Raw genomic sequence first — 12,245 nt, 5'->3', positions numbered from 1 at the left:
ATCAGGGCACGTCGAGTTGTCATGAAAATCAAGGGTTACTACTGAGCCCCGGATTCTGTTGACCTTTACTCATTTGGAAAATTGATCTTTTCTGAACTGATTAGCCAATTCAACTCATGAATTGCCTCTCAAGCCGTGGCGTAGCGCAGCAAGCTGTCGAAAACCTCCCGGACCAGAGGCAGGCGCGGTTCGCCTTCGGTGCGTGAGATCCAGAGCGTACCGAGCGGCAGGCTCGGGTACTCGATGAGTTGCCGCAGCTGGCCGGTGTGCAGGGCTTCGTCGGCCAGCAGCCGGGACACGAGCGCAACGCCGTGGCCGCGCAAGGCGGCGTCGAGCAGGAGTCGCTGGTCGTCGTAGATGGCACGCTTGCGCAGCTTGCCGAAGTGCTCGCGGATGAAGGGGCCGATGTGGTCGCTCGTGAGATCGGTTTCGAGGCACAGCAATCCTGCGGCCTGGTCGACCTGGTTTGCGTGCGCGACTGCGATGAGTTCGTCTTCGAACAACGGCATTTCGAGCACGCCGCGCTGCTTGAGCGGCTCGCGGGTGATGGCGATGTCGACGTCCATCTCGTCGATGTAGCGCGCGGTTTCGTCGATCGAGATGATCGGACAGAGCGCCGGATGCTCCTGCAGCAGCATGTCGACGCGCGGTTGCAGCCAGCCCTTGACGATCGGTGCTGGACAAACCAGCGTGACGAGGCTGTCGTCCATGTAGGTCTCGATGCGGCTCAGCCCGCTGCGGATCTGGTCGAGCGACTTGCCCACGCTGTCGAGCAACAGGCGCCCGGAGACGGTCAACTCGACGCCGCGGCCTTTGCGACGGAACAACGGCTGGCCGACTTGCTCCTCGAGTTGCGCGATCTGATGGCTGACCGCGGACTGGGAAATGCTGAGTTCGTCAGCCGCACGCGAATAGCTTCCCAGACGGGCGGCTGCTTCGAAGCCGATCAGGAATCTGAAGGAAGGCAGTCTGGCGTTTGACATGGGCGGGAGTCTGGGTGGATTCGATGCTGATTCTCGGGGTGAGCGCGTTCGCTGCGTCGCCTTCATATTTCATACAATGTGCATTATGTTAAATTAAAAGTGTGCGCATTGGCGAAGAGGCCTGCTCCGCCACACGGACAATGCACGGAACACAAACGACACAACCGGGAGGAATGGCTATGTCATGGTGGAAGCGCCTGTTCAGGAATCGAACGACCGGAACGGATGAGATCGCTCCGCACGCCGCACACGAATCCGACAAGAAGCCTGCGGCCGAATTCCGAACCGGCACCGCCGAGTTCGAGCTCTTCATCGCCCAGGGCGAACTCGATGGCGGCGAGAACCTTGCGCACGGTGCCGAGCACCTCGCCAACCTGCTCAAGCTGGACCCGGGCCGTGCGCCATGGCTAGCGCTGGCGCAGCAGTACGCGGCCCGTGGCGGCGCCGATCCGGTCGGCACGCTGCTGCCCGAGGCGGAAGAACGCTATGCCAGCACCGAGGCACTGCGCGCCTGGCTGTTGCAACGCGAAGGCCGGCTCGAGGAGGCTGTGGAGTTGATCGTCGCGGTCATGCAGGCGGCGCCCGATGCGAAATACCTCGACGCCTGGGTGCTCGGATGGGTCGAGCCTGAAGGCGCGCTCGAATCGATGTCGCCCGCGTCGCAACTGCGGCTGGCCAAGGCGCTGATCGAGACTTCCTCCGAGGCGCGGCTGGCCAGCGCGCGCAGGCTGCAGGCGATGCAGCGCTGGTCGCAGGTGCTAGGGCGCCTCACCCCGCCCGAGGACATGCAGGCCGCGTGGCGGATGCTGCACATCGGCCTGCTGCGACGCGCAGGACGCTTCGACGAGGCGCTGCAGGTGGCGGGCCCGGTGGCCGAAGCGCCCGACTGGCATGTCGCGACCGCCATCGGCCTCGTGCTGCGGCAGCAGCGCCGCATGCCCGAAGCCGAGGCCGCGTTCCGTCGTGCCATTGCGCACGACCCCGACACGCTGAGCACCTTCCTCGAAGCGGGCGACGGCTGGCTCGAGAGCGAAGACTGGCAGGCCGCGCTGGGCTGGTACGAGCAGGTGCTCGCCCGCGAGGCCGGCCATGCCTGGGCGCAGCCCTCTTCCTGGCTTTGCCAATGGAAGCTCACGCGGGACCGGGCATGGAGCGATCACCTGCTCGAGGCGGCGAAGGCCGGGAACGAGCGGGCCCGGCGGCTCTGGGTCGACACTTTCGCAGCCGTATCCGAGCCGGAAGACGCCAGCGCCAACGTGTTGCGGCAGCTGCGGGACAAACTGCTGAGCAAGCCGCCGCAGTCCGCCGCAGACCAGCAGGAGCCGCAGAAGCCGAACCGCATTTCCATGGCCGTGTCGTCGCTGGAGGCCCCGTCGAACGCGCTGGCCTTCGCGCTCGAATTCGCCGCGGCCGGGACGCCGACCGAATTGGAGATGAAGTTCGAAAACATCCCGCAACCCGATCCGCGCGAACCGGTCGCGCCCGTGGCCTACCCGCTCTGGAGCTACACCGGCACCGAGGGCCGAGCGGCCCTGCCCGCACCGGCGCCGCACGTGCAGGAGCGCATCGCCCAACTGGCCCGCGCGCCGTACCGCCCTACTGCCAACTGGGCCGCCGCGAGCCACGTCGCGCTGGCGCTCGGCCCCGCCTCGGGCGAAGACCGGTCGCTCGACGTGCTGGCCTGCATGGTGCATCCGCCGGCGCTGCCACCTGGCACGCCCGCGTTGGCCTGGTTGCCACGCGTGCAACTGGTGGCCGCGCAGGTGCTGGCGCAGGTCGACGAAGGCTGGGAAGGCTCGCGCCGCCGCGAGTTGCTGCTGTCGGTGCTGTTCGGCCCGGGCGACTGGGCCACCAACGCCGCCATCCAGGCGCTGGCGTGGATCGGCCAGGACGAGCCAGCGCATGCGCTCGACATCCACCGCTGCTTCGAACGCCTGGAAGCCCACCGGCCCGACGGCGGCTACTGCTGCTGGCTGGCCACGCTCTACGACTCGTGGCGGCACCTGCCCTTGCTGTTCGAGCCCGAGCGCGAGGCGCTGGCCGCCAAGCTCGCCGCGCTTTCAAGCGACGAAACCGAAGGCTGAGCTGAAACTCGGCCTGGATTCAGCCAACTGCTCGGAAGCTGCCGTTGGGGACCAATGCAGCCCATGGCATCCGGGCGAAGGCGTCGCTCAGGCGCAGACGGTCAGCATCGCCTGCTGTGGAGACGACTTCCCTGGCCAGCAAGTTGCGAAACGTGCCTGCAGCCAGTCCAGTCGGCAGGCGGATCGTCGTGTCGGCCCATTTCGCTGGCTCCGGAAGCATCGGCGCTGTGGCAGCGTCCGCGTCGTGGCGCGAAATGGCGGCGAACAGACGTCCCGCAACAACCAGCACCGTCTGGTCGCCATGTCGCCGCGCAAACGCCACGACATGCCGTGACAGCGGCCCTTCGACCACCAGCGGCTCGTAGCTCCCATCGCGAAACAGCAGCGGCTGCTCCCGTCGCAGGGACAGCAGACGCCAGATGAACCAGAGCTTCGCCCGACCATCGTGCGGCGACGCCGCCATCGCTGCGGCCCGCGCCGCTACATCGCCTTCGCCAGCCATCGCGTGCAGTTCGTCGAGCAGCCGCTGGCGCAGCACATAGTCCACCGGCCGACGGTTGTCCGGGTCCACGAGGCTCAGCGCGACCAGCTCGCTGCCCTGATAGAGATCCGGCACTCCCGGCGACCCGTATTTCAGCAACGTGAGCGTCAGGCTGTTCCAGGCGCCGATCGTCGCCAGCCGGTCCGAGAGCTGCCGGATATCCCCCAGGCACGCGCCCTCCTCCCCGTCTTCGGCGGGAGCCAGGATCTCCCGCACGAAATGCTCCACCGCCGATTCATAGTCTTCATCGGGCTGGGTCCAGCGCGTGTGCACCTTGGCTTCGCGCGCGGCCTTGCGCATGTACTGACAGATCCGCTCCGTATAAGCCGGCAGCTCGTCGACACCGAGCCCGCCTGGCGGCAACGTGCCCAGCAGCGTCTGATACAGCAGGTACTCATCGGCGCGCGATGGCGCCTCGCCGCCAGGCAGTTGCGCGCGAGTGCCACGGCACTTGCCGTGCCAACGCGCCAGCGCGCGCATCCACTCGTCGGGCATCTCCGAAAGCACGTCGATCCGGTTGCGAACGTCTTCCGAGCGCTTGTTGTCATGCGTCGATGTCGCCAGCATGGTATGCGGCCAGCGCAGCGCGCGGTCGGCGGAAAGCGCGTGGAACTGCTCGACCTCGATGCCGAACAGATCCGGCTCCCCGCCCACTTCATTGAGCGAACTGAGCGGAAAGTAGCGATAGAAGGCCGTGTCCTCGACACCCTTGGCCGCCACCGGCGCGCTGAACTGCTGGAAGCGCATCGCGAAGCGGCGCACCCGCTCCGCAAGCGCGGACGATGCCCCTGCGGCTGCTTCCCCACGCAGCGCGCTCCGCACGAAGTCGAACACCGACAGGTCGGCCTCGCCGCTGCGCCGGGCAGCTTCCGCCACGGCCTCGTCGATGAAGCGTCCGTCCTGCGCCGACGGGCCATCGACGATGTACGTTCGGTAGACCGTCATGCACGCGCAAACGCCGGCCAAGGCTCGGCGCAGGGCATTGAGCGTGTAGTCGCGCGTGCCGCGGTCGGCCCGGGCGATGCGAAGCAGCTCGCCGGACAGCACATTCAGCTCCGAAGACAGCGCATTGCGCATCACCTCGCGCCGGCCCTCGCGGCAGATCGAGGCGAAGTCTTGCGTCTCGCCGGTGAAGCGCCGCCAGGCATGCAGCACACGATTCCTGCCGGCCGTGTCGACCAGCACGCCGTTGGCCACATTCGCGAAACGGTAGCCCGTAGTGCCGTGCACATGCCAGCTGTCAGGCACCTCCTCGTGCGCCGCCGCGATCTTCTCGGCCACCACGTAGAGCGGCCGCGCGGGTCGGCCTTGTGCATCGTGAGTCGGCAGCACCAGCCCGGCGCGACGCGCATAGCCTTCCTGCAGCTTGCGGAAGTAGTCCGCCGGGTCGTAGAGCCCATCCGGATGGTCGATGCGCAACCCGTCCACCACGCCCGAAGCGGCAAGGTCGAGCGCGAACGACTGCGTGGCCTCGAACACTTCGTCGCGCTCCATGCGCACGCCCGCGAGGTCGTTGATGTCGAAGAAGCGGCGGTAGTTGATCTCGTCGGCCGCCACACGCCAGTGCGCGAGCCGATAGGCCTGCGCCTCGATCAGCCCATGCAGCGCGTCGCGGGCTTCCGCCGACGCCAGGTTGAACTCCGCCACAGCAGCACCGATCGCGTGCGCCACGGCCGCCTGGCTTCGGGCCAGTTCAGCGAGCCGCGCCTTGAGCAATTCCTTGTCGCGCACGCGTTCGGCCTGCTCGCGCACGGACGCCACGCCGCGCCCCGGCAGGCGGCCGAAAGCCGTCGAAATGCTCGCAAGCCGGCCCGACGCATCGGCCTCGCCAAGCCGGACGAGCGCACGCTCCAGCATCGCCGGATAGCTCTCCGGCGCCAGCGGAAAGCGATGCTCGAAATAGCGGATGGCGAAGCTGCCGGCCGTTTCCTCGAAGCACAGGACCAGCTCGCCGCCATCCAGCGCCTCGCCATAGTGCCCGCCCAGCACCGGCAGCAGCACCTTGCCCGCGAGCTCGGCGTTCAGCGGCTGCCAGTCGATGTCGAAGTGCTGCGCGAAGAGCGAGGCCGGGCCGTTCTCCAGCACGTCCATCCACCATGCGTTGTCGGCGCCGAACACTCCCATGTGGTTGGGCACCATGTCCAGCAGCTGGCCCAGCCCGTTGGCCTTCAGCGCATCGACAAAGCGCGCGAAGCCCTCCGCGCCCCCGAGTTCAGGGTTGATCTCTGCATGCGCGACCACGTCGTAGCCGTGCATGCTGCCGGGGCGCGCACGCTGGATCGGAGAGCAATAGACATGGCTCACGCCCAGCTTCGCGAGATACGGCAGCACGCGGATCGCATCCTCGAAGCCGAAGCCCTTGTGGAACTGCAGCCTGTAGGTCGCGCGTGGAATGTGTGCCTGCAGGCCGGCCGGAGCGTCGTGCCCGGCGGTATTCGCGCGTCGCGGCCGCGCGGCGCGCAGCGCCTCGGCCAGTCCATGCATGCGATCGCCCTGCGCCAGCGCCGCGAGCGCGTGCGGCAGCTTGCGGCGCCAGTTGGGATGCTCGTCGACCGTGCCCGGCATGTTGGCCTGCTCGACCATGCCGGCGATGTCCTCCAGCTGCACCATCATCAGCGCCGACGGCGTTTTCGCGAGAAAGGCATGCGCGGCCTCCGCCAGGCGCTCCGAAGGCATCGCGAGTCCGGCCGCCTCCGCTATTTCCTCGCGCGACAGCAGGCCTTCGTGCTGCATCGACTGCATCAGCTCGACGCGCTCGCGCATGCGGTCCGCCAGTTGCACGTCGAACACGGCCGGATCGGGAAACAGGCCCAGCGCAAGTCGCTCGCGCAGGTCGGCGGCCGTCCACCAGCCCGCGAAGGTCGCCAGATCGTGCGTGCTGACGGCGACCAGCGCAGCCGGCGGGTACTCGGCGGGAGCCTTGAAGCCGCCGCCGTGCCGGCGTTCGAAATAGAGCAGGCGGTACGAGAGCACGTCAGCCCGCGCCAGCCCTTCCCGCACCACGTCCTCGACCGTGCCGAGGTCCTCGCCCACCACCATGCAGCGCTGGCGATGGCTTTCGATCGCGACGATGGCGAGCATCTCTTCCAGCGGGTAGTAGACGTAAACCCCCTCCGCCGCGCCGCGCTCCGGCGGAATCCAGAACAGGCGCATGAGTCCCATCGCATGGTCGATGCGCAGGGCGCCGGCGCCGCGCATGCCGGCGCGCAGCGTCTCGATGAAGGAGCGATAGCCATCGGCACGCAGATGGCCGGGCTTCAGCGGCGGCAGTCCCCAGCGCTGGCCGGCCGGGTTGAACTCGTCGGGTGGCGCACCGATGCTCGCGCCATCGGCAAAACCATCCTGGAAAGACCAGGCATCGGAGCCCGCATGATCGACCGACACCGCCAGGTCCGCGTAGAGGCCCACGCCCATGCCGAGGGCACGGCAACGCGCCGCGACATGCGACAGCTGCCGCTCGGCAATCCATTGCAGGTACTGATGAAAGCGCACGCGCCGCGCATGCACCCGCGCGAACGCGGCCACCTCCGCGGAATCCGGATCGCGCCACGGCCCCGGCCATGAATGCCAGTCACCCGAGCCATTGTCAGTGGAAAGAAAGTGCGCCCGCAGCGCCTCGAACACCGCATGCCGGTGCAGTGCCTCTCCGCGCCTCGCGACGAAGTCCATGAACGCCCTGCCCGTCTCGTCGGGCTGTCCCTGCTGTGGGAAATGGCGCTCGCAGAAGTGGGCGAACAGCAGTTCGAGCACTTCCAGCTTCGCCGCGGCCACGCCGGTGTAGTCGACGAGCGGCGCGGTGCGCAGCATGGCAAGGCGCTGCTGGAAATCCGGCGAGCCCACCCGCTCGCGCGCGGACGCGCAGTCCGGGAAGCCTTCGACCGCCTCGACATCGATATAGAGCACGTTGAGCTGCTGGCGCGACGAGGGGCTGTATGGGCTCGCATGCTCCGGCGTGCCCGGAAAGAGCGCATGCAGCGGGTTGAGGCCGATGAGGTCGGCGCCCTGCCCGGCCATTCGCACGGCAAGCTCTTCCAGGTCGCCGAAGTCGCCGATGCCCCAGTTGCGCGGCGAACGCAGGCCATAGAGCTGCACGGCCACGCCCCACACGCGGCCTCCGTCCTGCACCGCGGGTGGCCTGTAGCAGCGCTGCGGGGCGGCCAGCACCAGCGTCTCTCCGGGCAGGCCTTCGACGCGCAGCCGGTGGTAACCGGCTTCGGGCTCGAAGGGCAGTTGCAGCATGCGCTCGCCGGGCGCCACTTCCTCGCTACCGACGTCGCCCTCGCCTTCCAGCACGCTCCCGCGCTCGTCGCTCACCTGCCAGCGCACACGCCCGATCGACGGCGCGAGCCGCAACCGCACCGACCACGAAGCCGTCGGCAATTGCACGACCAGCACTGCCGGCAGCGCCTCGGCCCGGTTCGCGCGGAGCGCTGCTTCCAGCGCGGGGCCGGCATCGGCCGCATCGCCGAGCCGCACGCCGAACTCGGCCAGCAGCGCGATCAGGCTGCGCGCGCTGGCTTCCCGGCGCAGTCCGAAGGCGTCGATGTAGCTGGTGGCGATGCCGTGGTGCTCGCACAGCCGGGCGAGCGCATCGGTGACGCCGGCCTGCGGCTGCCGCTTTTTTTCTTCATCCGACACCCGGCGGATCCTCCAGCGTCACATGCACGGCGCCGCGCTCGAGGCGCGCTGAGCCTTCGCGGGCCGTCAGGCCCTCGCTGTGGATCACGACCTCGCCGGGCGGCAACGGCAGGCCAGCTACGGGCTGCTCGCCGAAATGCGCCAGCAGGTGCAGCCCGGCGCCCGAGCCGAGGTCCCACGTCACCTGCAGCGTGCCGTTCTCGCAGCGGTAGACGCCGGCGGCGGACATGCCGGCAAGCCGCGGCACGATCAGGCGGTGCCGCAGTTCGAGCAGCTTGCGCACTTCGCACAGCCGCTCGAAGTGCACCCGCGTGCCGCGCTCGCGCCAGCGCAGCTTCGATTCGAGGAAGGTCGATTCGGCGTTCGGATCGGGAATGCGGGCGCGCGCCGCCTCGTCGGCGAATGCGGCGAAACCGCCGAACTCCGCGCGCCGCCCCTTGGCGACGGCGGTCGCGAGCTCCGGACCGAAATCGCAGAAGTACAGGAACGGCGTGGAGGCCGCGAACTCGTCGCCCATGAAGAGCATCGGCACGTGCGGCGACAGCAGCAGGCAGGCCATGGCGGCGCGCACCAGCACCGGATCGCCGAGCGCATGGATGCGTTCGCCGAAGGCGCGGTTGCCGACCTGGTCGTGCGTCTGCAGGAAGGACACGAAGGCCTGTGGCGGCAGACGCGTGCTCGGCTCGCCCCGGCGCTCGCTATTCCGGAAGGCCGAGGGCTGCCCCTGGTAGATGAAGCCTTCCGCCAGCGCGCAGGCGAAGCTGGCGACCGGGTCGGCGGCGTAGTCGGTGTAGTAGCCGTCGCGCTCGCCGGTGGCCAGCACGTGCACGGCGTGATGCAGGTCGTCGTTCCACTGCGCGGTGCCCGCCACCGGAATGCCGCGGCCGTCGCGCATCAGCATCGAAGCCTGGTTGGTGTCGTTCTCCAGGACCAGGTGCACGTGGCGCCCCCGGGCCGGCCCCGCGTCCAGCGCCTGGCGGATCTCGTGCACGATATGCGGCCTCGTCTCGTCGTGGATGGCGTGGATCGCGTCCATGCGCAGTCCGTCGAAACGGAATTCCTCGATCCAGTAGCAGGCGTTGTGGACGAAGAAGTCGCGCACCGTGCGCGACGTCGGGCCGTCGAAGTTGATGGCCGGGCCCCAGGGCGTCTTGTGCCCCTGGTTGAAGAATTCGGGGCAGTACGCGTGCAGGTAGTTGCCCTCCGGGCCGAAGTGGTTGTAGACCACGTCCAGCAGCACCATCAGGCCCAGCGAATGCGCCGCATCGACCAGCGCCTTGAGATCGTCGGGCGTGCCGTACGAGGCGTCGGGCGCGAACGGCAGCACGCCGTCGTAGCCCCAGTTGCGGCGCCCCGGAAAGTCGGCGAGCGGCATGAGCTCGACCGCTGTGATGCCGAGCTCGACGAGTTCCTCCAGCCGCTGTCGCGCGGCCCTGAAGGTACCTTCGTCGGTGAAAGTGCCGACGTGAAGCTCGTAGACCACCACTTCCTCCCACGGCCGGCCGCGCCATGCATCGTCGGACCACTGGAAGCTGCGCGGATCGACCACCATGCTCGGGCCGTGCACGTCTTCGGGGTTGAAGCGCGATGCCGGGTCGGGCACGCGGGTGCCGTCCGGCAGCAGGTAGCGGTAGCTGTCGCCCTGCCCCGCCTGCGGCACCGACAGCCTGTGCCAGCCCTGCGTGTCGCGCTCCATCGGCAATTCGACGGCGGCCTCACCGGTGGCGGCGCGGTGCTCCAGCACGACGGCATCGGCCGAAGGCGCCCAGAGGGCGAAGTCGACGCCTTGCGCCTGCGCGGTGGCGCCGAAAGGCATGCGGTGTGCGTAGGTGCTCATGGTCGAACGTCCGGCCGGCTCAGTACCACGAGCGAGCGGTATTGCAGCGGATAGGCGGCTTCGCTCCACGCCGGCGCGTGCGCGGCAGCGTCCTCGGTGGTCAGCGGCGGCGCTGTGTTCGCGGTATCGACCAGCAGCCGCCAGGCGCCGTGCTGCGCGGCGGGAAGCGTGAAGGCGATCTCGTCGTGATGGGCGTTGAGCAGCACGATGAAGTCGTCGTCGAGCTGCGCCTCGCCGCGCGGCCCCCGGTCGACGATGCCGCCACCGGGGATGTACATCGCGATGCAGCGCGCGTTGGCGTCGTTCCAGTCCTCGGGCCGCATCTCGGCGCCGTCGGGCCTGAGCCAGTGCACGTCGGTCACTGTCTCGGCCTCGGCGGGCCGGCCCGCGAAGAAGGTGCGGCGCCGCAGCGAGGGATGCGCCCGTCGCAGGGCCACCATCCGCTCGACGAAGGTCACCAGCGCGAGCCGCTCGGGCGTGGGCGTCCAGTCGAGCCAGCCGAGTTCGTTGTCCTGGCAGTAGACGTTGTTGTTGCCCTGCTGCGTGTGGCCGCGTTCGTCGCCTGCAAGCAGCATGGGCACGCCCTGCGACAGCAGCAGCGTGGCCAGCAGGTTGCGTTTCTGGCGCTCGCGCAGCGCCAGCACTTCCGCGTCGTCGGTCGGGCCCTCGGCGCCGCAGTTCCACGAGATGTTGTTGCTGCTGCCGTCGCGGTTGTCCTCGCCGTTGGCTTCGTTGTGCTTGTCGTTGTACGAGACGAGGTCGTGCAGCGTGAAGCCATCGTGCGCAGTGACGAAGTTGATGCTGGCGGTGGGCCGCTTGCCCGACCAGCCGTAGAGGTCTTCCGAGCCGGTGACGCGCCGGGCCAATTCGCCGACAAGTCCGCCATCGCCCTTCCAGAAGCCGCGCAGGCCGTCGCGGTAGCGGTCGTTCCATTCAGCCCAGCCCGGCGGGAAATTGCCCACCTGGTAGCCGCCGTGCCCCAGGTCCCACGGCTCGGCGATGAGCTTCACTCGGTTGAGCGTCGGGTCCTGGCCGATGGCGTCGAAGAAGCCGCCGAGGTTTTCCACCTTGCCCGACTCGCGCGCGAGCGCCGAGGCCAGGTCGAAGCGGAAGCCGTCCACGTGCATCTCCTCGGCCCAGTAGCGCAGCGAATCCATCACCAGCTGCAGCGCGTGCGGATGCTCGAGGTTGACGGTGTTGCCGCAGCCGGTGAAGTCGTCGTAGTAGCGGCGGTTCTCGGCGTTGACGATGTAGTAGGAGGCGTTGTCCACGCCGCGCATCGAGAGCGTGGGCCCGAGCTGGTTGCCCTCGCAAGTGTGGTTGTAGACCACGTCGAGGATCACCTCGATGCCCGCCGAGTGCAGCGTCTTCACCATGGTCTTGAACTCCTTCACCTTGCCTGAGGCGCTGTAGCGTGTTTCAGGCGCGAAGAAGGCCAGCGTGTTGTAGCCCCAGTAGTTGCGCAGACCGCGCTCCGAGAGGTGGCGGTCGTTGAGGAAGCCGTGCACCGGCAGCAGCTCGACGGTGGTGATGCCCAGGCGCTTCAGGTAGTCGACCACCGGCGCGCAGCCCAGCGCCGCATAGGTGCCGCGCAGCGCGGGCGGCACGTCGGGATGCGTCATCGTGAAGCCGCGCACGTGCATCTCGCAGATCACCATGTCCTGCCACGGGATCATGGGGCGGCGGTCGTCGCCCCAGGTGAAGGCGGTTTCGAGCACGCGGCCCTTGGGCATGAGCGGCGCGCTGTCGCGGCGGTCGAAGGACAGGTCCTCGCGCTTGCTGCCGACCGTGTAGCCGTAGAGCGCGTCGCCCCAGCGCAGCTCGCCAACCAGGTCTTTCGCATACGGGTCGAGCAGCAGCTTGTGGCCGTTGAAGCGGTGGCCCTCCTCCGGCTTGTAGGGGCCGTGCACCCGGTAGCCGTAGGCCTGGCCGGGGCGCGCCTCGGGCAGGTAGCAGTGCCATACGCCGTCGGTGCGGTCGCGCATCGGAATGCGCTGCAGCTCCTGGCGGCCCCGGTCGTCGAACAGGCACAGCTCGACCTTCTCGGCATGCTGCGAGAAGAGCGCGAAATTGACGCCCTCCCCGTCCCAGATGGCGCCGCGCGGATAGGGGCGGCCGGGCCAGACGGCCGTGATCGAGGGATTGGCGTTTTTGGATGTCAT

The 12,245-nt window shown here is 68.5% G+C and carries 5 protein-coding genes; 1 reads left to right on the top strand and 4 read right to left on the bottom strand.

Going from position 1 to position 12,245, the window contains the following annotated elements:
• Positions 1-128: 128 nt before the first annotated feature.
• Entirely contained in the window at positions 129-983 is an 855-nt protein-coding gene (locus SFB74_RS16695; protein WP_432725293.1) for a LysR family transcriptional regulator, read from the bottom strand.
• Between the two features lie 179 nt (positions 984-1,162).
• On the opposite strand from SFB74_RS16695, the gene SFB74_RS16690 reads away from it, so the two are divergent.
• A complete protein-coding gene (locus SFB74_RS16690; protein WP_432725291.1) occupies positions 1,163-3,067 on the top strand; it encodes a hypothetical protein in 1,905 nt (634 codons plus the stop codon).
• A gap of 19 nt (positions 3,068-3,086) precedes the next feature.
• Here SFB74_RS16690 and SFB74_RS16685 read toward each other — a convergent pair whose 3' ends face one another.
• The 3 genes from SFB74_RS16685 to glgX are packed head-to-tail and all read right to left on the bottom strand — an operon-like array spanning position 3,087 to position 12,245.
• Positions 3,087-8,246 (bottom strand): malto-oligosyltrehalose synthase, encoded by a 5,160-nt coding sequence (locus SFB74_RS16685; protein WP_432725290.1) that lies wholly within the window; start codon positions 8,244-8,246, stop codon positions 3,087-3,089.
• Positions 8,236-10,083, bottom strand: coding sequence for a malto-oligosyltrehalose trehalohydrolase (treZ, locus tag SFB74_RS16680; protein WP_432725289.1), 1,848 nt, complete (start codon positions 10,081-10,083; stop codon positions 8,236-8,238). The genes SFB74_RS16685 and treZ overlap by 11 nt, the downstream gene beginning before the upstream one ends.
• Positions 10,080-12,245 (bottom strand): glycogen debranching protein GlgX, encoded by a 2,166-nt coding sequence (gene glgX, locus SFB74_RS16675; protein WP_432725288.1) that lies wholly within the window; start codon positions 12,243-12,245, stop codon positions 10,080-10,082. The genes treZ and glgX overlap by 4 nt, the downstream gene beginning before the upstream one ends.

Source organism: Variovorax xiamenensis, assembly GCF_050916385.1.
Taxonomy (GTDB): Bacteria; Pseudomonadota; Gammaproteobacteria; order Burkholderiales; family Burkholderiaceae_C; genus Variovorax.
Note: the sequence above shows the minus strand (reverse complement) of the source record. Positions and strands in the feature narration are given on the sequence as shown.

Excerpts from the sequence above, each read along its gene's own strand:
- treZ (WP_432725289.1), bottom strand. The coding sequence starts at position 10,083 with ATGAGCACCTACGCACACCGCATGCCTTTCGGCGCCACCGCGCAGGCG.
- SFB74_RS16690 (WP_432725291.1), top strand. The coding sequence starts at position 1,163 with ATGTCATGGTGGAAGCGCCTGTTCAGGAATCGAACGACCGGAACGGAT.
- glgX (WP_432725288.1), bottom strand. The coding sequence starts at position 12,245 with ATGACATCCAAAAACGCCAATCCCTCGATCACGGCCGTCTGGCCCGGC.
- SFB74_RS16695 (WP_432725293.1), bottom strand. The coding sequence starts at position 983 with ATGTCAAACGCCAGACTGCCTTCCTTCAGATTCCTGATCGGCTTCGAA.